This window comes from Burkholderia aenigmatica, from assembly GCF_048627025.1.
In the GTDB taxonomy this organism is placed as follows: domain Bacteria; phylum Pseudomonadota; class Gammaproteobacteria; order Burkholderiales; family Burkholderiaceae; genus Burkholderia; species Burkholderia aenigmatica.
Genome location: NZ_CP184469.1, coordinates 2,516,692 through 2,539,778, shown reverse-complemented (window position 1 = coordinate 2,539,778; position 23,087 = coordinate 2,516,692). Strand labels below are relative to the sequence as shown.

Below are 23,087 nucleotides of genomic sequence, written 5' to 3'. Positions count from 1 at the left end.
GCCGCGAGACCATTGTCGAGCCGGGCTGAGCCGCGCTGCGGCGCGGGGCGGCGAGTCCCGCCGATACTGGGGGGCGGAGGTGGTCGAGGCGGCCATCGACATGCGCGGCGCGATGCATGTCGGGTACGGCGGGCGGTGCGGCGAGGCGAAATGCTTCACGGATGTAACGTAACGGCGGGATAAATTGCGCGGCGCGTGCCTCGCCGGATCGACGAAACGGGGCGGCCCGTGCGTGCCGCCTGCGCCTGCCAAGCGTTCGGCCGGCCGGAAGCGGCGGGACGGGACGGCCGCCAGGGTCGGCAAAAACCGCTGGCGAATGTGACGAGTGTTTCAAAACCGAGACGGATTTGCCAGCGGCGATCCGGTTGCGTGACCGCCCAACTGGCAACTGGCCCAGCGAATTACCGGCCAATTGTCCATGGGCAGACGGCGCGCGTATGCCAACAATCCCCTGATCATCCCTGCGAGGTTCGACATGAGCGTCCACGCCTTCTTCTCGGCCAATCTGTTGCTGGCCTACACCGCCTATTTCATCGGTACGGCCAGCCCCGGGCCGAGCAATCTCGCGATCATGTCGGTCGCCGCGAACCAGGGCCGCAAGGCGGCGCTCGCGTTCGCGTTCGGCGTCATTTCCGGGTCGATGTTCTGGGCGACGGTGGCGGCGCTCGGCGTGTCGGCCGCGCTGCTGGCGTGGTCGAAGCTGCTGGTCGCGATCAAGCTCTTCGGTGGGGTGTACCTGCTGTGGCTCGCGTTCAAGTCGGGGCGCACGGCGCTGTCGGGCACCGCGGCAGCGTCGCTGAACGCGGCGGGCGAGCAGCGGCTGTCGCGCTTCTATGTCCGCGGCGCGATGCTGCACCTGACCAATCCGAAAGCGATCCTCGTGTGGGTGTCGATCGTTGCGCTGTCGTCGAACGGCGCGGGTGCATCGCACGGCGCGGTCGTGCCGGGCTGCCTTGCGATCGGGTGCCTGGTGTTCGGCGGCTATGCGCTCGTGTTCTCGATGGACGGCGCGCGCCGGCTGTACGTGCGCGGCCGGCGCGCGATGGAAGCGTGCCTCGCCGTCGTGTTCGGCGTCGCGGGGATCAGGCTGCTGGTGTCGAACGTCTAAGGCGGGCACGCCCGCGCATCTAGCGGGCGGCGCGCCGAACACGTCGGCGCGACTTCGTTCGTGAAGCGAAACGTCGTCGAGCGACTACTGGCGATCAAGCCGCATTCAGCCCTTGTGAGAGGCTTTGAAATCGTGATGGCGGCTGACGAGAACGCGTTCATTGAAAACAGCATGGGCGCGCGGATCCTTCAGCTCGACCTCTATCTGTCGCGCTATGCGCCCGCCAACAGCTTTACGCAGCTTGTCGTGCTGTCGAAGAACGACGGCTCCTTTATCGTGCGTTGCCCGATGCGGCCGGGCATCGCGCCACTGCTGTAGCACTACACGAGGCTCGAAATCAGGTGACAACCGCATGTCGCGCGATGGCCGTGTCGCGCGATCGGAATGCCGTTGTCTCTCATCGATTCGTCGCCTTCCTCGATGATGTTCGGTGACACGCCGGGATGCTGCGGACACGATATGCGGTCGCCTTTGCGGGCGACGTAGCGGCCATCGAATTTCATGGTCGATGAGCCCGTTTCGACTTTGCCACCGTGGTCAGTTGAGTCACCGATACGAATGATATTAATTGACATATCTCTCTTTCGCCCTCGAAGGAATCTTTGAGGCGTTACCGGCCCTAGTCATCAAATCAACGTACCTCTTATATGCCGCACGCCCTTTCTCAAAATTTCCTCCACTCCAGTAAGAGTCAGCAATATTAAGCCATGCAACAGCACGATTCGGTGTTATAGATAATACGCTCTGCAAAACCGGAATTGCCTCACCATCTCGATGACTCAATTGAAGGGCGTACGCATAATCATTAAGTGACGAAATCAAAATGTTGCGCGCGATGCGATCACCCAACCATTTCTCTTGATATATATTGGCATATGGAGCCAGAATTTCAACTGCCTCCCGAGGATGGTCATTTTTCAAAAAAATAAGAGCCTCTTGGTGGGCCATGTCAAGATAATAAATATACTTCTTTTTTAGATCGCCATCTTCCACCACCAATTTATAATTGCCAGTTAAATCTATATCATCTGCACAAATCCCCTGAACATTTACATCCTTTATTTCGAGAGCTGAATTTCTCAGGCTCGCAAAAATACGATGGCCCGCCACAGCTTTCTCGCTAATATTTGCAATTCCGTTATGAACGGGCGCAAGCTCACCATCAAGTGAGTCATTTTCTAACTTTAGCTCTCTGGATTTAACGTAACAATCCGCCGAAGTAGATGCGCCGGCTGGTGGGGCGCCACCCGATAGCGTTAATGTATAAAGATTATCATTTTTTACCAGAGCCGCATCCGCCCCTTGAGCTGTATAAAATTTGACTAAACCCTCGGAATGCGCAAGCAGCGTTGTAAAGGAAAAAAATCCACAAATTGATAAATTAATAATTCTTTTCATTGGCAAGCTCCTGTTGCGCCTTCACTCTCTCCGAAACAAATCTTTTTGCGACATTTTCTTGCTCATCGGGCGATGAATGGATAAATCGAACAAGCTTCCCATCCGAATTTTTTCTGCCACGCTCCGCATAAATTGCATCAATCAACTTCACGTCATAATCTCGCGTCTCCGTTGGCGGCTCAAGGGAACTCATTGCCGTTGTAATAACATCGGTTGACGGCCCATGCTGCACACAAGTTGACCAAATTACATCATTCAGTGCATGGGAGTGGTATCTCATGTCAACATGCGCGGAGTCCTGAATTGTTTGAATCTGAATGTCGTAGTGAGTTTCTCTCGTAAACTTATGTTCCGCATCATGAAATTTAGATTCGTCTGATTTTACCAGCTCCCGCCATTTATCGGAAAATTCAGATGATCCTGGTGTTAATCCCTCAAAGGCGTTGGGCCAAGGGAATCCAGACCATGAAACAAATTGTTTTACTCTTCCGCCAATAATGGGCGGGCCATGCTTTTGTCGTGTTTGGCTCGTAAACTGATACGAACCGTATGAAACTCCCCCAGGGTCTCCTTGACCACCGGAGATGGCAATTGGCCCTCGACCACTAGTTTCGTAATATGTCGACAACCCCCCAAGATCGTAATCCCGTCGCTTTCTAACAGTGGCAAGGAAATTGCCCAGCAGTCCGATCGGATGAAAGTGCCACGGCGAGAGGTCAGCGGGAAAACCATCGACCCCCTTGATTTGCTCCCACCACTGAAGCTTCGCGAGTCGGTCAAGCTCTGTCTTCCACATCTCTGTCTTCTTCTGCATAAGTGGGGTGAGTTCTTCCCACTTACCTAGACCGCCGCCCCATTCGGTTTCATTGCGCACTATAAGATGCGAGACCGCTTCGGCCATCCAGCGCGTGTCCAATGCGTGCTTCAGTTCCTGCGCCGACACCTTCCCGTCTTGGTTCGTATCGATCGCCTTCTCAAGCTTCGTGATGAGTTCACCTGCATTTACTTTCGTAGCTTCGTCTATAAACTCGGTACCGTCCTCGTCCGCCAAATACTGTTCGGTTGTATGTATGTGGCGTTTGAACATGTCGGAAGGGCTGACGCTGCCGTTGTCAACCAACTGGAAACCCGGCCATTCCCAAGGACTGCGAAATTGTATGTTTGGGTGGTCAGTGTCGCATACCCAACCTGTCAGTTCGGAGCCATCCTTCGTGCCAATCGTGATGTTCCACCAATGATGACCCTTGTCGTCGATTGCGACGTTACCCTCGCCAAGCTTATCAAGTTCGGCACGACGAAGCACGTCCCGGAAATCCGCTCCCGGCCCGCTTACCTTGGAAACGTCCAGCGGAAAGTTCTGCCATCCCGACACATTCGCCGTGCTGATCGTGTTCGCAAGACTGCTTTCCACCCACATCGGGTTCCCGACGTTTGTGAAATGCTGCGTTGCTTTCTGCTTTCCTTTCGCGGGCACATTTGTCACGCTCTTGGGCTGCACCTTGACCCAACGCGAACCCTTTGCATCGCCTATTGGCACGAGTTTCAACCCGGCTTGGGTCTGTTTCTGATCCGGCTCGGGAATTTCGCTGACCAGCTTGGCCCCCGGCTCGATTTCCAGAAGCGGCTTGTCTTTATCGTTCAGTTCTGTGGCGCGCGCGCGGCTTCGATCCATGAAATCCTTGAAATCCGCGCCTGCGAACACTTCGAGATGCAACATCGGGTAGTTCGGCTTCGGAGGTATCGGACTGGCCTTCATCGGCCATTGATATTGGCCGACATGAGCGAGGACTTCGCCTGCCTTGACGCGCTGCGGCTCCTTCAGGATTACGACTGTATCAAGCGGTTTCGGATCGACAATGGCATCCAGTTCGCCTTTGAACACGTAGCTCCAAGGCGCTTGGGGGGACACCGGCTTACCAACTTCGGCAGACAAAATCGTGCCCGATTTAACGGCCTTGATCTTGATCCAGTCCTGGTGTTTGGGGTCGCCATCGCCAGCAATAATTTCAGCCCCTTTCGGCAACAGACCGACAATCTTGCTCTTGCCGTTCGGCAGTTCACGAATGTTTAACCCTGTCTCGGGAGCCGGTAGATCGACTCCTTGATCGTTGTTCGCGGGTGGTAGTTCGTTCTGGTTGGTATTGTTAATGGGTAGATCGTCGGCCCCATCGGTACGCGTAGCGGGCGGCTGCGCCGGTGCCTTCGGCTTCGGCATAGATTGCGAGTTCTTCGCCTTATCGCCAACCCGATAGTAGCGCTCGCCTTCCCAATACGACATCGGCGCAGGAAGCGTCGGATCAGGTTTCGGGTTAGATTGGGCCTGTTCGATCGCTTTCTGATAGGTCTGCCAATCCATCGTATGCATGTACAGGCTGAAGAAAACGAGGGGCTTGTCCTGCGCCGGTTTGCTGCTCGGCGCGTTATCGGCTGGAGCGGGTGGTGGTGTAGCGGTAGTTGATGCAGGCGCGGGAGCTGATGCAGGGGCCGCAGGCTTCGCGGGTTCTTTCGGTGCCGGTTTCGGCGGCACAGGCGGCAATTTCAGTTCGTGCCGGACCAGTACAAAGCCGGTCGAATAGTGCGCCAGAGTTTTGTCAGGGTACGTCGTTTCCTCGTATTTCGTATTCAGCCGGTACGCGACAATCTTGCCGTCCGCGATGGCGCGCACGCCGCTGTCCTGCTTCAACATTTCGGCACTGCCTGCAGCGAAGTGCACGCCCCCATGCCACATGCCGCTGACGCCCATCGGATAGAAGCCGTTCTCGCACTTCGCCAGCGCCTTGAAATACGTCATCGGGACAGTCGCGTCGGCCTTACCTACGGGCGTGAAGGGATACGCCCAGCTCAGTGTGGTATCCGCCGGTTCCGTTGATTTCGGGGCCGATTGCGGCGCGGCCGCTGGATGATGTTTCTTTTTGTGCGTTGTCTTGCCCATGATTCCCGACTCGGATTCGGTTTCAGAATTTTTTATGTCGATACTATACCGGCCGTGTGATTCAACCGGAGAACACGGTGAAACGTCCGCCGTCTACCGATACTGGTGAAGAATGAAGCGGATTTTGCAGCGCGCCACTTGCGGCACCGGCTTTTTCCCAATTCGCGCACTTTTCCACAATCTGGCCCGACGTTGCGTTCTCGATCATGTTCGCCGTCAGTTTGATATACGAACCATTCGCGCCGATCCAGATTTCGTCGGCCGACAGGTACATCTTCTTGCCCGCCGTAATCTTCACATCCTGCGACGCGGCCAAGCTCATCGAATCATTCTGCGCCTGAAGGTCGATCGGGCCGCTTGCCGCGTAGATTTTGACGCCGAGCTTTTCAGCAAACAGGCTGATTTGTTCGAGTACACTCGCGAGCAACGCTCGACCGGCCGCGAGATTGATGTCTTCTCCGGCGACCACATTGGTTTGCTTGTTTGCCGTGATGTGCGCCGATCCTTGCGTCGATGCTGCGATGCCTTCCGGACTGGATAGCAGCATGATCGGTTTCGCGAATCCGTTTGCATCGCCCGTGCCGCCGCCCGCCGTGCGACCGCCCTTGCTCGTGCCTGCAACCGCGTGCTGCGTGGCGTCTGTGAAGGCTTTCAGCGCGTCGTGGCCGTCTTGCTGGCTTTGCGCCCGGTTCGTCTGGCTCGCCTTTGAGGTCGTTTGCAGCGTTGCTTCGGCGCGGATAAGTTGCTCGGATGCTGCCGTCGCACTCATCGGTTGCGTAGTGGAGGGTTGCGTCGACACGTAGAGCCCTTGTTCGGCGCGCACCGCACCGTAGCCGAGAGACTTGAGGTCGAAGCCCTGCCCGATGAATGCGCCGCGCGTATTGCCCGAATGCTGGATCAGGTAGCCCAGGTGCAAATGGGAGCTATAGCTCGTCGAGTACAAATGCACGCGGTTCTGTCCGCTGGCGTCATCCATCATCAGTTGGTTGTAACCTTCGCCGCCGTATTCGCGCGAAAGCAAACCCGAAGTCAGCCCGTGGGTGTGCCATTCGGGCATACTTTCGCCGCCGTGCATTCTGGACAGAATCACGGGGCGATCACAGTCGCCGTTGATAAAGCCGATCAGGCATTCATCGTTCTTGCGCAGCGGAAACATGCCGCCGCGCTTGAACCCCGCATCGGGCATCGCTGCGCGTATCCATGCCGATACATTCTGGTCGCCGTCATTGAGCCGATCCGATGTCAGGCGCACTTTCGCGCGCAGCATCGCATCCGTATAGATTTCCTCGTTATCCGGTCCGCCGACGATGCCGGTTTGAAGCTGCATGACGGGCTTCTTGTGTTCGAACGGACTACGAAACGCAACGCGGCGACGTTGCGCTTCGATTTCGACGTGGAAAAATCCAACGCCTCCGTCTTCGTGGCGCACGGACGAACCCGCGCCGGTCGCACGCGCTTGTTCGACCTCTGCGCGCAAGCTCTTGCAAAAGCGTGTCAGGTTTTCGAGACCCGGCACGTTGTTCTGGATCAACCAGTTTACCGAAAGAATCACCATCTCGCGATCCTGTTCCGACTGCGCATCGTGCACGGGGTGCCCTGTCAGCACGCCATAGCGGCCCGGCCATGCGCAACGCAGCGCGCCCACCCCGTAGAAGCGCTGCGCGCGCGAGCGCCATTCCTCTGCGATAAAGTTCGCCTGATTCTCGCCCATATCGCGATCTGACCACGTATGTGACCCGGTGTATTCGTACTGCTCGCCCAAGCCCGGAACGTCATCAAGATCGAACGCGGGCATCGTGACGTGCTTGGAAATGTCCGGGCGCTTGTAATCGAATGTGCCCGTGTCGAGTTCGGCGGACTGGATTTCTTGCGAATCGATCCACTCCCCAAGGCCGTCAAATTCTTCGTCCTGCACCGCGCCGCTAAACGAAATGGTCTTGCGCATCAACTCGGGAACCGAGAACAGATCGTCCATGATGACGACCTTGTGCGACTTGCCGTCCGGCGTGATATCGAAACGCGGAAAGAGGCCGAGTTCTTCGAATGTACGATGGACGTAGTTCCAGTCGGACTCCCATTGCATCCGCTGAGAATACGAGCGCAGCGCTTGGCGCACTTGCCACGTCACGTTACCGGATGCTTGCGGATACTTTCCGAGCACGTCGGACACGGTTTGCTGCGCGGGCGTCTCGATCCAGTCGCGCCGGTCGCTGCCGAGTCGAAGCAGCGCGAGGAACGAGTTGAATCGAAGCTGGTAGTAGGTGTTCGCGCCGTCCGCGCCCAAGCGACTGAACGCAGTCACATAGCCATGAACCGGCATTTCGCTGCCGTCCGTCTGTCGAATCCACAGTGTCACGGATTGCCGAATCAGCGCCTTGGCCTGAATCGTTTCAAGCCGCGTCGATGTTGCATCGATGGTGAATTCGAAGTCTCGTCCAAGGCATGCACGCCCCCGGACATAGAGCGGAATCAACCAGTCTTCGCCAAGTGGCGTATCAAGGCGAACTATCCGTCCGGATTGCACGTATTGCGCGCGCAGCACCTTGTTCAGCAGATCGGAAACCATCGGACTACCCCGTGCAGTGTAGTAACAAAAACGGCCGCCGGGCAATGCTGGGCGGCTGATCGGTATCACATAACAGGAAGGCCCAAATGTTTCGGCCGCTATTGAGGGCCTTCGAGCATCGGCGCGGTTCAAACCGCTGAATCGCGCCGATGTGGCGATTCATCATATCAAATCGCGATCTACCCCATCGCGGACTGACGATGTTTCACCTTCAGTGTCGCACCGACCGGTTTGCATCGCCGCCATACCGCGCCCGCCAGTATCGCGAAGCCGCCATGCGCAGCGCGTCGTGTCGCCGCTGCAAGTCTTCTTCTCCCAGCTCAGTGAGTTCGCGTATCTTTTGCAACACATAGCGTCGATCTTCGTCGCGCATTTCGACGTGTGGCGCGAAGCGGGCGATGGCGGTCAATCTAGAATAGTGGGCCGCGACGTGCTGGAACGACTCCAGCGCGCATTGCACCGCGCTTTCGAGTACCGCGATGTCGCGGGGAAGCAAGGGGTCGCGCGAGTGCGGCGTAGTCGGAAATTTGTCTTCAGGTGTCACGTTTGGCCTGCCCTCTTCTTCTTGGGGATGAGCCCGCGTCAACCGCGATGGAAGAATGGGGTGGGCGGGCACGAAACGAGGGTGGAAAACCGGCCTTGTAACCACTAACCGGTAGGCGCGAATACCTCCTCGCCACGGCCCGCCCGCAAACAGGCGTGCAGAAGCAGACGCACGACCTGCCGGGGCAGGCGTGCGAGTTACAAGGTTTATCGGGTTTCCACACCCGAGCCACCGCAGTTTTGGTAGCGCGTTGACTCTCGCCCGGCCTCCCGTGCCGTACAGTCGATTCGTCCGATGAAAACGGGCGCGTGGCTGTTCGTTGCCGAGGATTTTTGCGGATGCGCCCCCGCCCACTTTGATTACTCAGTGGTTACACACGAGAAAGATAGCGCCGGTACGCTCAAAATAAACCAATAACTCATTGTTTTTGCACAATAAATTGTAATCGCATTTCTTGACGGAGGGCATGGCGCGTGCCGTTCGTGGTCGGCCTGTTGATCGGCCCGGTCGGCTTCTATATCCGCAGGAGCGTGTCGGAAACCGATGCGTTCGTGCACGGTGAAGCGCTGCCGGTCGCACAGGTGCTCAAGCGCCTGTTCGGCGAGCACCTCGCGTCGTTCCTCGCGGCGATCGGCGTGACGATCGTCAGTACCGCTGCGTTCTACATGTATCTGATCTACATGCCGACGTTCGCGGTGAAGCAGCTCGGGTTGCCGATGTCCGCGCCGTTCATGAGCACGACGGTCGCCGGCATCGTGATGGTGGCGATCGCGCCGCTCGCTGGCCTGCTCGGCGACGTCTGGCGCCGGCCGGTCGCGATGGTCGCCGCCGCGATCGTCGTGCTTTCTGCGATCACGCTGCCGCTCTATACGTGGGTCATTGCGAGCCCTTCGCTGCGCAACCTGCTGATCATGCAGGCCGCTGCCGCCGCACCGATGGGCGTGCTCGTCGGGCTGGTGCCCGCGCTGTCGGCGCGGGCGTTCCCGGCCGCGGTGCGCAGCACCGGGCTCGCGGTGTCGTACAACATCCCGACGACGGTCTTCGGCGGCTTTTCTCCGCTGATCGTTACGTGGCTGATCGCGACCACGCACAACAAGGCGTCGCCTGCGCTGTACATCGCCGCGATGTCGGTCGTGAGCCTGGTCGCGCTGCTCGGGTTCCGACGCATGCCGCACGAATAAGCGAACCGGATTCAGTCGCCGTTTGTTTCGGTGAAATGCAGGATAACGAAAGAATCAAGCGCGCTGGAATGGCGATATCGCAATGACCGGCCCGTGCGGCCGCTCCCTCACCCTCAACAGGAGAAGTCCCGCATGAAATTCACCCCCACCTTCGCGCCGCCCAGCGAGGCGGAACTCAAAGGACGCCTCGACCGCGTGCGCGCACGCATGGCGGAAGCCGGCCTCGATCGCTACGTGGCGTTTTCGCCGGACAACATCTACTACCTGACGAACTTCGCGAACATCGTCCATGAGCGGCCGTTCGTGCTGGTCGTTTCGCGCAGCGGGCCGCCGCAGTTCGTCGTGCCGCAGCTCGAGCAGCCGCATGTGCGGACGCGCTCGATCGGCGAACTCGAGCTGATTCCGTACTTCGAATTCCCGGCGCCGGCCGGTCGCGAATGGAGCGACCGCTTCAAGGCGCTGTTCGGGCCGGGCGAACGCGTCGGCGTCGAGTCGGTGTGTCCGTTGCAGGTCTATGCGCAGACGCCGGGCGAGCGCGTGTGCATCGACATCATCGACGATGTCCGGATGATCAAGTCCGACTACGAGATCGGCCGCCACGTGTATGCGTGCGGGATCGCCACCGATGCGCACAACCTGCTGCTGAGCGAAGCACGCCCGGGCCTCGGGATGGCGGAGATGTCGTCGCGCATTCGCGGCTTCATCATGCAGCGGCTGCTGGGCGACGATCCGTCGCTGAACCCGTCGGCCACGCGGATCGTCGCGGTGTTCCAGCCGGGCAGCGTGTCGCACGATCCGCACAACTTCAGCAACATCGACATGCGGATGGAGGAGGGCGGCCCGCACGTGTCGATCGTCAATGCGGTGATGAACGGCTACGGCGCGGAAGTCGAGCGGACCTTCTTCCTCGGCCACGTGCCCGACGCGGCGCGCCGCGCGTTCGACGTGATGTCGGAAGGGCGCCGGCTGGCGTTCGATACGGCGATGCCCGGCGCGTTGCTGAGCGACGTCGATCGCAAGGTCAACGACTATTTCCGCCGCGCGGGGATGGGTGACCGGCTGCTGCACCGGACGGGACACGGGATGGGTGTCACCGCGCACGAGGCGCCGTTCTTTGCCGAAGGCTACGACCGGCCGATCGAGAAGGGGATGTGCCTGACGATCGAGCCGGGCATCTATATCGAGGGTGTCGGCGGCTTCCGTCATTCCGATACCGTGCTGATCGGCGATGAAGGCCCGGTTCAGCTGACCGGCGGGCCGCTCGATCTCGACGCGTTGACGTTCCCGGTACGGGCGTAGTGACGCGCAGGGGCAAAAAAAGCCGCTGCACGGGCGTGTGCGGCGGCTTTTTCATGAACGGCTCGCTTCGGAACTTGAAGCCCCCATCGATGAACGTCAAGATCTGCACCCCATGATTCCGAGGATTTTCATATCGGGCGTCATGGACTCGCCTATAGTCACGAAAGATAACGGTGACGAGGCCTGCTTCGCGCCGAACATGGACGCGCCGGGTGCTTCTCGGCAACATGGTGCAGATCATGAAAGATATCGATGTGCGGGGAGGATCGTGATGGCGCGTTTCGTTCGTTCACTGCTCTTGCTGGCGGGGCTGTGTGCCGGTTCGTTTGCGTATTCCGTGGAACCCGGGATGAACAATCCCTTGTTGTCGGAATTGCGTCCGTGGTGCATCGGTCGCCTGATGTTCGACCGGCCTGTCTCGAGCGAGATCTCGAACGAGCGTTACGAGTACCGCGGCGAAAAGCTGGTGACGACGCACGATGTGTCAGTGGAGGACTACGACGCCAAAGTCGCGGCGCGCGAGAAGGAACTGCGCACCAAACAGCGGGTGAATCCCGTCGATCTGCAGGAGACGACGGGACGCGCATGGCTGGAAAAGGCGTTTTCTCCGGTGCCGCACGCGCGGGTCTTCGTCTTCAACAATGCGGTGGTGAAAGCAGTAGCCTTACCGTTCGATACGGAAGGTTATCTGTTTGCGGACCGCACGCTCGTCCAGACGACGAGCTTGATCGGTTCGGATGTGCTGGACCGGGCCGAAAACATCTATGACGATACCTACCGCCGCATCAAGGTGCGCGATAACTGGAGCGTGCCTGCGGAATCCGGTTTTTGCTTCGATGGCGGGATCGTCACCGGCCCGTCGACTTACTCCGAAGAAGTCAGCCAGTCGTTCGCGTTGATGCCGGGCCGACCGGCGCTGCTCGTGATCAAGCTGCGGGATGCGGTGGACGAAGATCTGAAGCAGCCGCTCGCCCGCAATCTGCGCGCGCTGCGCGCGACACTCAATCGCATGCCGGGACACTACAGCATCCTGCGCCAAGGCAAGCGGCAGGTCGCCGGCATGGACGCGGAGGAGGTGCTGTTTGCGCTCGAGGATGGCGCAGTCACGGTCTATCGCTTCTACTTGCTCGCGCCGGGGAATCCCGCGACGGTGGAGCAGCCGCATACATCGGTCGAACTGCTGCTGGGCGCGCCCGCGCGCAGCGACCTGCCACCGGAGAAGGCCACCTCGCCGGTCGATGAAGCGGGCGCGTTGCAAGTATGGGACACACTGCTGAACAGCCTGCGCGCGAGGCCGGGTGCGATCTGACCGGAGGCGGACGAGGTGGGGCACGCGCTCAACCCGATGACTCCGCCGCACTGACGCGCGGCGGAGGGCTCCCGACTCAGAGCGGCTTCAGAAAATGAAGCCCGTATTGATGAACTTCGAGTAGTGATCCGACACGATCGAATCGAGCAGTTGCTTGCTGCTGTCGGTCTGCTTTGCCGCGACCATCGAGCGGATCGAGAACGCGCGCAGCGCGTCGCTTACCGACAGCGTGCCTTCCGCCGAATCCTTGCGGCCCGCGAACGGGAACACGTCGGGCCCGCGCTGGCACTGGCAGTTGATGTTCACGCGGCACACCTGGTTCACGAGCGGATCGACGAGCGCGCCGATCTGCGCCGGATCGGAACCGAAAATGCTGACCTGCTGGCCGTGATCCGACGTCGTCACGTAGTCTAGCGCGGTGTCGACGACGTCGAACGGTGCGACCGGGATGATCGGCCCGAACTGTTCCTCGCGATACAGCTTCATCCCTTCCGATACCGGATACACGACGGCCGGATAGAACAGCGTCTTGCTGAACTCGCCGCCCGAATGGTTGACGACCTGCGCGCCCTTGGCCTTTGCGTCGTCGATCGCGTCCGTCATGTAGGCGGTGCGATGCATGCCCGGCAGCGGCGTGATGCTGACGCCCTTCTCCCACGGCATGCCGATCTTCAGCTGTTCGAGCGCGGCGGTGAAGCGCTTCAGGAACTCGTCGACGATCGAGCGGTGCACGAGCAGCATCTTCAGCGCGGTGCAGCGCTGGCCGTTGAACGACAGCGCGCCGAGCAGGCATTCCTTCACGGTGAGGTCGAGATCGGCGTCGGGCAGCACGATCGCCGCGTTCTTCGCGTCGAGGCCGAGGATCGCGCGCAGCCGGTGCGACTTCGGGTGCTGCTTCTTCAGGTGATCGGCCACCTTGCTCGACCCGATCAGCGCGAGCACGTTGATCTTGCCCGACGCGAGCATGTGCGGCACGACCACCGCGCCCGGCGCGTAGATCGTGTTGATCACGCCCTTCGGGAACGCGTCGCGGAACGCTTCGAGCAGCGGCTCGAACAGCAGCGTGCCGTACTGAGGCGGCTTGAACACCACGGTGTTGCCCATCAGCAGCGCGGGGATCAGCGTCGCGAAGGTCTCGTTCAGCGGATAGTTGTACGGGCCCATGCACAGTACGACGCCGAGCGGCGTGCGGCGGATCTGGCCGATCGTGCCTTCCGCGATCACGAAGCGCGAATTCGCGTTGTCGAGCTCCTTCAGCGCGTCGATCGTCTGCGTCATGTACGTGACGGTGCGGTCGAACTCCTTCTGCGAATCGGCGAGGCTCTTGCCGATCTCCCACATGATCAGGTTCACCACCAGCTCGCGCTGCGCGACCATCCGCTTGATGAAGTCCTGCATGCACGCGATGCGCTGCTCGACCTTCATCGTCGGCCACTCGCCGCGGCCGGCGTCGTATGCGCGCACCGCGGCGTCCAGCGCCGCGTCGCTTTCCGTTTCGCCCATCACCGGGTAGCTGCCGATCTCGACCTGCTCGACGCTGCCGTCCGCCTGTCGCACGCACACGGGCGACAGCACGGTCTTGGTCGCGCCGTCCCACGGCCGCAATGCGCCGTCGACGAGCGACACGCGCTGGTGGATCGGCGAAGTCAGCCGGTACTCGGCGGGGATGTCCTGAAAGGCGGGAAACAACTGCTGCAGGGAGGCGGAATCGGGCATGACGGTCTCGTTTGACGGGGTGTCCGGGAAGGACGGGCGATGCGAATCCTGAGCTGAGCGATCCTCGATCCTGAATCGGCATCATGACGCGCGGACGACGGAGCGTCACGCATCGGCATGGCCGAATCGAGGATTGGAACCAGTTCCATTAAAAAGGAACGCCGCGCCGAATGCAAGATTTGCCGAACGATGACGCATGCGCCGTAAGCGTTTGGAAAGACTGTTGCCGAATGGGCGGTATAACACGCGCGGAGTACGCGCAAACGTTTCCCTTGGGCCGGATTACGCGGATAATGGCGCAGCGCGGCGAAGAAAAAAATGCAGTGAACCTGAGAGCATACGTAGTGAAGAACAGCAGTCGGTCCGCCGCGCTGCCGATGCGAGGTCGGCTGCCCGGAGCGCCGGGTCGGGGTTGCCCGGTCCGGCGCGTACCGGACCCAATGCGCCCCGCCGGCTTCAACGGATCCTTCGCGATTCCTCTCCCTTTTCAGCGTGGTCGTGTGCCTGGCTTCGGATTCTGTCCGGCCGACGCGACACGCATGCGACGCCACCGCGCCATGACGCCGGCGCGATCGCGCCGTTACTCGACGTCCTCGTCGTCCACCATCTCGCCGTCATCCGCGTCGAAATCCGGCGACGCATACGCGCTCGCCTGCTCGAGCAGCCAGCCGCGAAACAGCTCCAGCGGCTTGCTGTGGCTGAACTCCGTCGGATACACGAGGTAGTACGCGGAATCGCCGACCGTCGCCGCGTCGCACGGCACGACGAGACCGAGCTGCTGCAACTGTTCCTCGACGAAGAACTTCGGCACGAGCGCGACGCCGAGCCCGGCCGCGGCTGCGCTGATCAGCATCGTATGCAGCTCGTAGCGCACGCCCTGCATCGTGCGGATGTCCTCGACGCCGTGCGTCTCGAACCACTGCGCCCACGCGCCGGGGCGCGTCGTCGAGTGCAGCAGCGGGTACGCGAGCAGATCCTCGACACGCTCGACGGGCCCGTCGAGCAACGCGGGCGAGCAGATCGGCACGACTTCCTCGCCGAACAGGTAGTCGGACGACGTGCCGGGCCAGGTCGGCTTGCCGTAGTGGATCGCGGCCTCGAAGTGGGTGTCCTCGAACGAGAACAGGTCGGTGCGGCTGCCCATGTTCACGCGCACGTCGGGCGTGCGGTCGTAGAAACTCTTGATGCGCGGGATCAGCCAGTGCGACGCGAAGGTCGGCAGCACCGCCAGCTCCAGGTAGCCGCCGCCGCTGCCGTGCGCGATGATCGACAGCGTGTCGCGGTCGAGCGTCTCCAGCGCGCGCCGCACCTGCGTGCCGTACAGCTTGCCGGCGCGCGTCAGCACGACGCGCTGCTTCACACGCGCGAACAGCCGCACGCCGAGGCTGGCCTCGAGCGTCGCGATCTGCCGCGATACCGCGCTTTCGGTCAGGAACAGCTCCTTGGCCGCGTGCGTGAAGCTCTCGTGGCGCGCGGCGGCTTCGAAAGCCACGAGCGCGCCCATGTTGGGGATCTTGAATTTACGCATGATGTTCGATTCGTCTGACGATCAGCCCACACGGCACAAGGCGGAGGGCGGAGCAGGGGGCGGCTGATAATTCCAAAAACTCATCACATATCAATTTAATCTCGCTTTACGCCCGGCTGCAACCCTTTGAATAATGCTCCCCACGCAAGGCCAGGCGCCCGCAGGGCAGCCGGCCAACGAGTTGCCGGCACGTTTGCCGGCGGTCCCCCGAGACGAGAAACCTGATGCGCAATCCGAATATCGAGAGCTTGCTGACGAAGCTGCTGGGACAGGCGAAGACCGACGCCCTGTTCTCGACCCTGAACATGCCGGCCATCCTCGAAGAATGGGAAGACGGCGTCGTGACGCGCGCGGAAATCGCGCAGGCGATGAACATGGCGCTGTTCGAAGGGCTGCTCGAACGATCGGCGAATGGCCGCGCGTACACGGCCGACGCGATCGAAAGCGGCGGCTCGGTCTACTTCGACCACGGCGCGCTGCGCACGGTGCGCTGGCCGAACACGGGCGCGCTGCCGCCGGGCGAAGCCGCGTTCACGCGCATCCTGCGTCCGCTCGGCTTCCGCCTGAACGGCCGTTACCCGCTCGACAAGCTCGGCATGACGGGCCGCGCGTATGCGCATGAAGACGCACCGGACGAAATCGCGCAGTTCTTCGTCAGCGAGCTGCATCCGGAACGTTTCTCGAAGGAATTCCAGCAGGCCGTGACGAACGTCGTGAGCACGTCGCGCGATCCTCTGTCGCCGGCCGCCGTCGCGCTGCTGTGGGAAGTCGAGCGCGAAGGCTGGCTGTCGCTCGACGCCGCGCACGCGCTGCTGCCGGAGATCGTCGGGGCGTTCGCGCGTCAGCACGACCTGCCGAACGAGCTCGACTACGAGACGCTGCTGCTGGAATCGGCGGAAATGGCGTGGATCTCGACCGAAGGCAACGCGTTCAACCATGCGACCGACCGCGTCGCCGACGTGTTCAAGCTGTCCGACGACGAGAAGGCGAAGGGCCGGCCGATGAAGCCGGAAGTGGAGCGCTCGCGCTCGGGCCGCGTGTTCCAGACCGCGTATCGCGCGGATACCGTCGAGCGCGAGTTCCGCACGCGCGACGGCAGCACGGTGAAGCGCAACGTGCCGGGTTCGTTCTACGAGTTCATCACGCGCAAGCGCACGTTCGACCAGGCGGCACGCCGCTGGGTGACCGACCTGCGTTTCGATGCGGGCAACGCGCAGGGCATCTTCAAGATGACGGCGAACGCGGCGAAGTAATGCTGCGAAAGCGGGACGCTGCGCCGGCCGCGACTGTTTGGCCGGCGCATGCACGAACCGCTGCCGGAACCGCTCAGGGAATCGCGGCGTCCGGTTGGTTTGAGTCGATGCGGGCACGCCAGCGGTATTGCCGAGTTATCCGTAGCAGTTTGCCCCAGCCTCAGCTGGCGGCCTGACCGGTTCGTCTGCCTCCAGACTTTCGGTACGCTTTCGACCTGCACGTTGGCCTCCCAGGCACGCTTGATCTCCGGTTGCAGGATCGCATCGCGTTCGCCGTGGTCGACCTCCTCGCGCTGGAACCCATCCAGCAGCGTCCGCGGCGTACAGCCGATCATCGGCGCAATCGATTCGGGCGCCGCCCCATCGACGGATGGTCGCGACGCTGCTCGCGTACCAGGCGCCCCGCGCGCTCCCGGACCTCCGCCGAAAACCCGCTTGCCTTCTTGTTACTGACCCGGTGCTTCCGCAAAGACGAACCCCACGAAATTCCGTGCGGTTCAGGGGGCGCCTGCCATGTCGGGGAAAAGCCGTCATTGACACGACGGCCGGGCGCGAGGGTTTACACGGCCAGAAAATTTTCGACGCGATGTGTCACATCCACCGGCACGGGACGACAAAAGTCACGCCAGTCGAACCATCATGCGTCAGCCGATTCGTCGTAGTGCTTGCCTGGGAGAAGCCTTTCGATCACCCGGTCGATTGATTGGACGAGGTCTTGATGTCAGCTGGCCATTCATGACACGCGCTCAGGAAACCCGTGCATGCGACACGGGCGCTTCCAGACGTCCATTCTTGACAGGAGAACCCGGATGAACCCGATTCGCAAGCTGATGCTGTGTGGCGCCATTCCGTTCCTGCTCGTCGCCGGTGCGGCACAGGCAGACGGCGGTGGCATTGGCCGCAACGGTACCTACATGTCGCACACGAGCGACTGGACCATGATGATGATGGACAAGCTCACGCCCGAGCAGCGCACGCAAGCCATCGTCATCCAGCAAAAAATGATGGCGATGGAAATGGAGCACAACGAAGCGATGGCAAAGATGCAAATGCAGTACGACAAGGAAATGATGGCCATGCGGAGCCAGTTGCTCGAACTCTACAAAGGGCACTAAGCGTGGCGAGCCCGGTGTTGAACGCCGGGCTCGTCGTCTCTCATTGCGAGGCGGCCGTTGCCGCGCTCGCCGCCTTGGCTTACTTTGCTGCGTGGTGATGGCCGATTGCGCAACCCGCGGCGGCACCCGTCGCCCCATGGGGCCCCGCGACATGGCCGGCGACCCCGAGCCGCGTTGTTCGGCTTTATCGAGCGGGCACGGTCAGAAGACGTGCGTGATCAGAAAGAACAGCACCAGCAGCCCGACCGGCACGCCGAGTAGCCAGGCGATCAGGTATTTGCCCACGTCGTTGTCCTGGTGGCCGCGACACCGTTGGCGCCGCGGTGGGTTGCGCTAAAGCGCGATCGCGTTACAGCTCGCGGTCGAATTCCTTCAACTGCTTCTCGGCCGCGTCGCGGGCGATCCCGTAACGCTCCTGGATCTTGCCGGCCAGATACTCGCGATTGCCTTCCGCGACGGCCAGGTCGTCGTCGGTCAGCTTGCCCCACTTGGCCTTCAGCTTGCCGGAGAGTTGCTTCCACTGGCCCTTGATCTTGTCCTCGTTCATCGTGTGCTCCTTGTCATGCCGGGATAAAAGGCGCGGCGGCATGCCACGCCGGGAGGTCAGGCCTTCGCCTTCAGGCCGGACGCGTCGACGTGCTTCACGCCCTTGACCGCGCGCGACACGGCGATCGCCTTCTTCACGGCGATCTTCGTCGGCAGCACGCCCGTCAGCGTGACGACGCCGTCGACCGTCGTCACGCTGATGTCGACACTCTTCAGGCCGTCGATGGTGGCCAGCCGGCCCTTCACCTTGGTCGTGATCCACGTGTCGGTGACAGGCTGGTCCGATTCGGCCTTCATGCCGTTGTCGGCGGACGAGGTTTGCGCCTGCGCGTTCGTGAGCGGTGCGGCGCAAAGCAGGAAGGCCGCACTGACGGCGAGCAGCGTCGAAAGATGCGAGGTCTGGTTCATGGATGTTCTCCTTCGATTGGCGTGGTGAATGGACACGTTGCCGAGCATGGATCGTGCCGCGCGCTACCGGGCGATCGGCGTGTCGTAGCCGGGCTCGCGCGGCGGCATGTCCGGGCGCGGCCCGTCGGGCGGCAGCGGAACCGGCGGGTCGGTGCCGGGCGGCGGTTCGGGCGGGCTGTCCGGAGGCGGTTCGGGCCGCGTCGGATCGGGTGTCTGATGCAGCTTCATCGTGCTTCTCCTCTGCGGTTCGGATGGCAGCGCATGAGCGCCGATGCAGTACCAGCGTACCGAGGCGAACGTGCGTGGACATCGCGCAAATTCACCTGATCGGCTAGTGCGTTTGCACGGGGCGTCCTGAAGGAGAGGGAGATGAGCCTGTTGACGGCGACGCGCGGAAAGCGGGCGTCGCGGATGCTTGCGGGATCGGCGAGTTGCCGCACGGTGGCGGCGAGCGGCGCGAATGTACTATGACAAATAGTGCATTCGCGCCTGTCGCGGACCGGTACGGCACGCGATCATCGTCACACGCGCCGGCCGGCGCGTGGTGTCGACGAAGCGGCAACCGGGCCGGCAGTCATGCTGACGACAAGGACAACCATTCGATGAACGAACAGGTAAACGAACAGGCGCTGAAGTCGCACACCGACCGGCGCCAGCTGCACCAGATCATTGCTGGGCTCACCGAGGGCGTGATCCTGGTCGAGCCCGACCAGCGGATCGTGTGGGCGAACGAAGCCGCACTCGCGATGCATGGCGTGACCGAGCTGAAGGCGCTCGGCGCGACCGTCACCGATTACCGTGAGCGCTTCCGGCTGCGCTACCGGAACAACCATCCGGTGCGCGACGGCCACTATCCGATGGATCGCGTGATCGCGGGCGAAGAGTTCAGCGACGTGACGGTCGAAGTCGAATCGGCCGCCGACGAAACCGTGAGCTGGGTCCACCGCATCCGCAGCCTCGTGCTGACGAACGCGGCCGGCGAACCCGACTGCCTCGCGCTCGTGCTGCACGACGCGACCGAATGGGCGAGCGCCGAGGAGCGCTTCGAGCGCACCTTCAACGCGAACCCGGCGCCGGCCGTGATCTGCCGGCTCGACGATCTGCGTTACGTGAAGGTCAACCAGGGCTTTCTCGACATGACCGGCCACGCGCGTGAGGACGTGCTCGGCCGCTCGGTGTACGAGATCGACGTGCTCGAACAGGCCGAGCGACGCGAACTCGCGATCGAGCGGCTCGGCGAAGGCGCGACGATCCCGCAGATGGAGGCCGTGCTGAAGCTCGCGGACGGCAGCACGAAGGCCGTGGTCGTCGCCGGGCAGCCGATCGACATGAACGACGAGGCATGCATGCTGTTCACGTTCATGGATCTCGAGCCGCGCAAGCAGGCCGAGCGCGCGCTGCGGCAGAGCGAGGAACGTTTTGCGACGGCGTTCCGGATGGCACCGGTCGCCACCGCGATCGTCACCGCCGACCGTTTCGAATTGCTCGACGTGAACGGTGCGTTCGCCGCGATGACGGGCCATGCGCAGGACGACCTGCTCGGCAAATCCGCGGACGAGATCGGGCTGTGGGCCGAGCGCGGCGCGTGGCAGCGCATCGAAGGCCGGCTCGCGCGCGACGGCAACGTGCGCAACGCCGACGTGCAGATTCGTACGCGTGAAGGCGACGTGCGCGATTGCGTCGTGTCGGCCGACCCCGTCGCGATTCACGGGCGCGACTGCCTGCTCGTCGCGCTGCTCGACATCAGCGATCGCAAGCGCACGGAGATGGAGCTCGTCTACGCGATCGAAACGGCGATGCAGGATGCGTCGTGGTTCAGCCGCACGCTGATCGAGAAGCTCGCGAACGTGCGGCGCGCGAATGCGCCGGATGCAGGCGCACAACTGTCGGACCTGACCGCGCGCGAGCGCGACGTGTTCGATCTGCTTTGCCACGGTCTTGCTGACAAGGAGATCGCCGGCCGCCTCGGGCTCGCGCCGAACACCGTGCGCAATCACGTCGCGACGATCTACGCGAAGCTCGACGTGCATAGCCGCGGCGAGGCGATCGTGTGGGCGCGCGAACGCGGGATCGTCGGCGCGGCCGAAGCGAACGGCGCGCGCGGCGAGAAGGGCGGCGCGAAGGGCAAGGACTGACGGCGTCGGTACGAATGCACCATGTGCGCTGGTGCATCCGCATCTGCCGCGCGCGGCGCCCGCTTGCGATCCTGTCCACTCGGCGGTGCGGCGCAGGCCGTCGCGTCGCCGGCTCTCCCCAACCGTCGCAGGAGACGACCATGGACAGGAATCGCATCGAAGGCAAGCTCAAGCAGGTCAAGGGTTCGGTCAAGGAAGCGCTCGGCAAGGTCACGGGCGATCGCAAGACGGAAGCGGAAGGCGTCGCCGAACAGCAGGCCGGCAAGATGCAGGAGAAGGCCGGCGAGGCGGCCGACGCGGTGCGCAAGCAGACGGGCACCGATCGGCACTGACCGATGACGCGGCGCCGCAGGCGTCGCGATGGCCGGCCGGGCAGTCATCGCAACGATGATGCGCCATCGGCATGACCACGGCCGGCCTTGATGGACGGGCGCCGGCGCGGCATTCCACGACAACGGTTTACCCGCGGCCCACCGACGCGTGGGCCGCGGGCCGGCCGCGAACGCGGAACTTGATGACAAATCCTCACAACATAGTTCCGATATTTCGTTTGCTGCACGGGTATTGGCTATCCACAATCCATTCACCTCTTTCGCGATGAAAGGTTCTTCGGAGACGGAGCCGCGGCGATCGACCGGCTAGCAGGGTGCGTTGCATGACGCCCGCTGGCGGACGAGATGACCGGCACGCGAGAGGTTGCCGACGCGCGGCAGTCGCGTGTTGCATCCCGGCCCCCAGAACAAGGATTGTCATGACGTTCCGCATTCGTTCGCTTTCCGGCGTCGCATTGACCGCCGCGATCTTCGCGCTCCAGACGGGCGCGGTTCATGCGCAGGAGACGGTCGTCAAGGTCGGCGTGGCCGGCCCGCTGACGGGCGGCGGCGCCGCCTACGGCAAGGACATCGAGAACGGCGTGCGCATGGCCGTCGACGAAGCGAATGCCGCGCATACGACGGTGGGCGGCAAGCCCGTGAAGTTCGTCGTCGCGTCGCAGGACGACCAGAGCGATCCGCGCACCGGCGTGCAGGCCGCGCAGCAGCTCGCCGACGCGCAGGTGGCCGTCGTGATCGGCCACTTCAACTCGGGCACGACGCTGCCTGCATCGAAGATCTACGCGAAGGCCGGCATTCCGATGATCACGCCGTCGGCGACCAATCCCGACATCACGCGCGCCGGGCTCGGCACCGTGTATCGCGTGATCGCGACCGACACGCAGAACGCCGGCAACGCAGGCGCGTATGCGGCGAGCGTGACCAAGGCGAAGCGCATCGCGATCATCGACGACCGCACCGCGTTCGGCCAGGGCGAAGCCGACGAATTCGAGAAGTCGGTGAAGGCGAACGGCGGCACGATCGTCGCGCGCGAATTCACGAACGACAAGGCGGTGGACTTCAGCGCGCAACTCACGAAGATCAAGAGCACCAATGCCGATCTCGTGTTCTTCGGCGGCCTCGATGCGCAGGCCGCGATGCTCGTGAAGCGCATGCGCCAGCTCGGCATCCGCGCGCAGTTCCTCGCGGGCGGCGGCGTGATGAACGCGAACTTCATCAAGCTGGCCGGCAATGCGGCGGAAGGCGCGTCCGTGTGGGAGTACGGGCAGCCGCTGTCGCGTCTCGCGAAGGGCAAGCAGTTCGAAACGAAATTCAAGCAGAAGTACGGCATCGACATGCTCGCGTATGCGCCGTTCGCGTACGACGCGACGTGGATCGCGATCAACGCGATGCAGAAGGCGAACTCGACGAAGCCGGCCGATTTCAACGGCGCGCTGAAGAGCACGCGCTACGACGGCATCACGGGCACGATCGCGTTCACGAACACGGGCGACCTGAAGAACCCGAGCTCGACGCTGTATGAGGTGAAGAACGCCGCGTGGCAGCCCGTCACGACGAAATCGGCGGATTGAACGCAACCCCCGCGCGCGGACTTTCGCGGCGACGCCGGACGTGCTGAAATGCCATCAGCGATCGGTTGCGATCGCGGCGCACGCCGGTGTGGCAGCCGCCCAGGTCTGCCTGCGCGACGCCGCGTGTGACGCGGCACGAACAACCC

20 protein-coding genes and 1 pseudogene are annotated in these 23,087 nt (G+C 62.2%); 10 read left to right on the top strand and 11 right to left on the bottom strand.

All coding sequences use genetic code 11. The features are described 5' to 3' along the window. Positions 1–475 precede the first annotated feature (475 nt). Both ACN8ZM_RS28365 and ACN8ZM_RS28360 read left to right on the top strand, forming a co-directional pair. Positions 476–1,108: a LysE family translocator gene (locus ACN8ZM_RS28365; RefSeq protein ID WP_420211394.1), complete on the top strand. Its 633-nt coding sequence runs from the start codon at positions 476–478 to the stop codon at positions 1,106–1,108. A gap of 60 nt (positions 1,109–1,168) precedes the next feature. Further along, positions 1,169–1,426, top strand: a complete 258-nt coding sequence (locus ACN8ZM_RS28360; RefSeq protein WP_420211393.1) for a type VI secretion system baseplate subunit TssF — start codon at positions 1,169–1,171, stop codon at positions 1,424–1,426. A 2-nt stretch (positions 1,427–1,428) separates the two neighbouring features. Here ACN8ZM_RS28360 and ACN8ZM_RS28355 read toward each other — a convergent pair whose 3' ends face one another. The 5 genes from ACN8ZM_RS28355 to ACN8ZM_RS28335 form a co-directional block, all read right to left on the bottom strand. Continuing rightward, positions 1,429–1,683: a PAAR domain-containing protein gene (locus tag ACN8ZM_RS28355; protein WP_420211392.1), complete on the bottom strand. Its 255-nt coding sequence runs from the start codon at positions 1,681–1,683 to the stop codon at positions 1,429–1,431. Further along, complete coding sequence (locus ACN8ZM_RS28350; RefSeq protein WP_420211391.1) at positions 1,673–2,506, bottom strand: hypothetical protein; 834 nt, start codon at positions 2,504–2,506, stop codon at positions 1,673–1,675. Before ACN8ZM_RS28350 ends, ACN8ZM_RS28355 begins: the two co-directional genes overlap by 11 nt. After that, positions 2,490–5,438, bottom strand: a complete 2,949-nt coding sequence (locus ACN8ZM_RS28345) for a lytic transglycosylase domain-containing protein (RefSeq protein WP_420211390.1) — start codon at positions 5,436–5,438, stop codon at positions 2,490–2,492. Before ACN8ZM_RS28345 ends, ACN8ZM_RS28350 begins: the two co-directional genes overlap by 17 nt. A 61-nt stretch (positions 5,439–5,499) precedes the next feature. After that, entirely contained in the window at positions 5,500–8,004 is a 2,505-nt protein-coding gene (locus ACN8ZM_RS28340) for a type VI secretion system Vgr family protein (RefSeq protein ID WP_420211389.1), read from the bottom strand. 211 nt (positions 8,005–8,215) lie between these two features. Continuing rightward, positions 8,216–8,548 carry a hypothetical protein gene (locus ACN8ZM_RS28335; protein WP_420211388.1) on the bottom strand — a complete coding sequence of 111 codons (333 nt, stop codon included), beginning with the start codon at positions 8,546–8,548 and terminating at the stop codon, positions 8,216–8,218. A gap of 473 nt (positions 8,549–9,021) precedes the next feature. On the opposite strand from ACN8ZM_RS28335, the gene ACN8ZM_RS28330 reads away from it, so the two are divergent. The 3 genes from ACN8ZM_RS28330 (at position 9,022) to ACN8ZM_RS28320 (ending at position 12,337) form a co-directional block, all read left to right on the top strand. Next, the gene (locus tag ACN8ZM_RS28330) at positions 9,022–9,729 is read left to right on the top strand and encodes a hypothetical protein (protein WP_420211387.1); all 708 of its coding nucleotides are present in this window, start codon (positions 9,022–9,024) and stop codon (positions 9,727–9,729) included. A gap of 132 nt (positions 9,730–9,861) precedes the next feature. Next, positions 9,862–11,028 carry a M24 family metallopeptidase gene (locus ACN8ZM_RS28325; protein WP_420211386.1) on the top strand — a complete coding sequence of 389 codons (1,167 nt, stop codon included), beginning with the start codon at positions 9,862–9,864 and terminating at the stop codon, positions 11,026–11,028. Positions 11,029–11,377: 349 nt separating this feature from the next. After that, a complete protein-coding gene (locus ACN8ZM_RS28320; protein ID WP_420211385.1) occupies positions 11,378–12,337 on the top strand; it encodes a T6SS immunity protein Tli4 family protein in 960 nt (319 codons plus the stop codon). An 87-nt stretch (positions 12,338–12,424) separates the two neighbouring features. Here ACN8ZM_RS28320 and ACN8ZM_RS28315 read toward each other — a convergent pair whose 3' ends face one another. Further along, on the bottom strand, positions 12,425–14,053 hold the full coding sequence (locus tag ACN8ZM_RS28315) for an NADP-dependent glyceraldehyde-3-phosphate dehydrogenase (RefSeq protein ID WP_420211384.1): 1,629 nt from the start codon (positions 14,051–14,053) through the stop codon (positions 12,425–12,427). Positions 14,054–14,633: 580 nt separating this feature from the next. Then, the gene (locus tag ACN8ZM_RS28310) at positions 14,634–15,581 is read right to left on the bottom strand and encodes a LysR family transcriptional regulator (RefSeq protein WP_175022361.1); all 948 of its coding nucleotides are present in this window, start codon (positions 15,579–15,581) and stop codon (positions 14,634–14,636) included. A gap of 224 nt (positions 15,582–15,805) precedes the next feature. Here ACN8ZM_RS28310 and ACN8ZM_RS28305 point away from each other — a divergent pair, with 224 nt between their 5' ends. Then, complete coding sequence (locus ACN8ZM_RS28305) at positions 15,806–16,834, top strand: DUF1338 domain-containing protein (protein WP_043178533.1); 1,029 nt, start codon at positions 15,806–15,808, stop codon at positions 16,832–16,834. Between the two features lie 170 nt (positions 16,835–17,004). Here ACN8ZM_RS28305 and ACN8ZM_RS28300 read toward each other — a convergent pair. Then, a pseudogene (locus ACN8ZM_RS28300) lies at positions 17,005–17,303 on the bottom strand (hypothetical protein); the annotation flags it as partial. A gap of 340 nt (positions 17,304–17,643) precedes the next feature. Between ACN8ZM_RS28300 and ACN8ZM_RS28295 the strand changes: the two are divergent. Further along, the gene (locus ACN8ZM_RS28295) at positions 17,644–17,949 is read left to right on the top strand and encodes a hypothetical protein (RefSeq protein WP_420211383.1); all 306 of its coding nucleotides are present in this window, start codon (positions 17,644–17,646) and stop codon (positions 17,947–17,949) included. A 349-nt stretch (positions 17,950–18,298) separates the two neighbouring features. Here ACN8ZM_RS28295 and ACN8ZM_RS28290 read toward each other — a convergent pair whose 3' ends face one another. The 3 genes from ACN8ZM_RS28290 to ACN8ZM_RS28280 form a co-directional block, all read right to left on the bottom strand. Beyond that, complete coding sequence (locus tag ACN8ZM_RS28290) at positions 18,299–18,496, bottom strand: CsbD family protein (RefSeq protein WP_011356274.1); 198 nt, start codon at positions 18,494–18,496, stop codon at positions 18,299–18,301. A gap of 56 nt (positions 18,497–18,552) precedes the next feature. After that, positions 18,553–18,903: a BON domain-containing protein gene (locus tag ACN8ZM_RS28285; RefSeq protein ID WP_420211382.1), complete on the bottom strand. Its 351-nt coding sequence runs from the start codon at positions 18,901–18,903 to the stop codon at positions 18,553–18,555. Between the two features lie 63 nt (positions 18,904–18,966). Further along, positions 18,967–19,131, bottom strand: a complete 165-nt coding sequence (locus ACN8ZM_RS28280; protein ID WP_179258841.1) for a hypothetical protein — start codon at positions 19,129–19,131, stop codon at positions 18,967–18,969. A gap of 374 nt (positions 19,132–19,505) precedes the next feature. Between ACN8ZM_RS28280 and ACN8ZM_RS28275 the strand changes: the two genes are divergently transcribed. The 3 genes from ACN8ZM_RS28275 to ACN8ZM_RS28265 all read left to right on the top strand — a co-directional run bounded on the left by ACN8ZM_RS28275 (position 19,506) and on the right by ACN8ZM_RS28265 (position 22,941). Continuing rightward, complete coding sequence (locus ACN8ZM_RS28275) at positions 19,506–21,038, top strand: PAS domain S-box protein (protein WP_420211381.1); 1,533 nt, start codon at positions 19,506–19,508, stop codon at positions 21,036–21,038. Positions 21,039–21,178: 140 nt separating this feature from the next. Next, complete coding sequence (locus ACN8ZM_RS28270; RefSeq protein WP_043178525.1) at positions 21,179–21,370, top strand: CsbD family protein; 192 nt, start codon at positions 21,179–21,181, stop codon at positions 21,368–21,370. A 419-nt stretch (positions 21,371–21,789) separates the two neighbouring features. Beyond that, positions 21,790–22,941: a branched-chain amino acid ABC transporter substrate-binding protein gene (locus ACN8ZM_RS28265; RefSeq protein WP_420211380.1), complete on the top strand. Its 1,152-nt coding sequence runs from the start codon at positions 21,790–21,792 to the stop codon at positions 22,939–22,941. Positions 22,942–23,087 lie beyond the last annotated feature (146 nt).

What these genes read in the sequence shown, in the direction of transcription:
- ACN8ZM_RS28365 (WP_420211394.1), top strand. Translation starts at nt 476, where the DNA reads ATGAGCGTCCACGCCTTCTTCTCGGCCAATCTGTTGCTGGCCTACACC.
- ACN8ZM_RS28355 (WP_420211392.1), bottom strand. Translation starts at nt 1,683, where the DNA reads ATGTCAATTAATATCATTCGTATCGGTGACTCAACTGACCACGGTGGC.
- ACN8ZM_RS28350 (WP_420211391.1), bottom strand. Translation starts at nt 2,506, where the DNA reads ATGAAAAGAATTATTAATTTATCAATTTGTGGATTTTTTTCCTTTACA.
- ACN8ZM_RS28345 (WP_420211390.1), bottom strand. Translation starts at nt 5,438, where the DNA reads ATGGGCAAGACAACGCACAAAAAGAAACATCATCCAGCGGCCGCGCCG.
- ACN8ZM_RS28340 (WP_420211389.1), bottom strand. Translation starts at nt 8,004, where the DNA reads ATGGTTTCCGATCTGCTGAACAAGGTGCTGCGCGCGCAATACGTGCAA.
- ACN8ZM_RS28325 (WP_420211386.1), top strand. Translation starts at nt 9,862, where the DNA reads ATGAAATTCACCCCCACCTTCGCGCCGCCCAGCGAGGCGGAACTCAAA.
- ACN8ZM_RS28320 (WP_420211385.1), top strand. Translation starts at nt 11,378, where the DNA reads ATGAACAATCCCTTGTTGTCGGAATTGCGTCCGTGGTGCATCGGTCGC.
- ACN8ZM_RS28315 (WP_420211384.1), bottom strand. Translation starts at nt 14,053, where the DNA reads ATGCCCGATTCCGCCTCCCTGCAGCAGTTGTTTCCCGCCTTTCAGGAC.
- ACN8ZM_RS28310 (WP_175022361.1), bottom strand. Translation starts at nt 15,581, where the DNA reads ATGCGTAAATTCAAGATCCCCAACATGGGCGCGCTCGTGGCTTTCGAA.
- ACN8ZM_RS28305 (WP_043178533.1), top strand. Translation starts at nt 15,806, where the DNA reads ATGCGCAATCCGAATATCGAGAGCTTGCTGACGAAGCTGCTGGGACAG.
- ACN8ZM_RS28295 (WP_420211383.1), top strand. Translation starts at nt 17,644, where the DNA reads ATGAACCCGATTCGCAAGCTGATGCTGTGTGGCGCCATTCCGTTCCTG.
- ACN8ZM_RS28290 (WP_011356274.1), bottom strand. Translation starts at nt 18,496, where the DNA reads ATGAACGAGGACAAGATCAAGGGCCAGTGGAAGCAACTCTCCGGCAAG.
- ACN8ZM_RS28285 (WP_420211382.1), bottom strand. Translation starts at nt 18,903, where the DNA reads ATGAACCAGACCTCGCATCTTTCGACGCTGCTCGCCGTCAGTGCGGCC.
- ACN8ZM_RS28280 (WP_179258841.1), bottom strand. Translation starts at nt 19,131, where the DNA reads ATGAAGCTGCATCAGACACCCGATCCGACGCGGCCCGAACCGCCTCCG.
- ACN8ZM_RS28275 (WP_420211381.1), top strand. Translation starts at nt 19,506, where the DNA reads ATGAACGAACAGGTAAACGAACAGGCGCTGAAGTCGCACACCGACCGG.
- ACN8ZM_RS28270 (WP_043178525.1), top strand. Translation starts at nt 21,179, where the DNA reads ATGGACAGGAATCGCATCGAAGGCAAGCTCAAGCAGGTCAAGGGTTCG.
- ACN8ZM_RS28265 (WP_420211380.1), top strand. Translation starts at nt 21,790, where the DNA reads ATGACGTTCCGCATTCGTTCGCTTTCCGGCGTCGCATTGACCGCCGCG.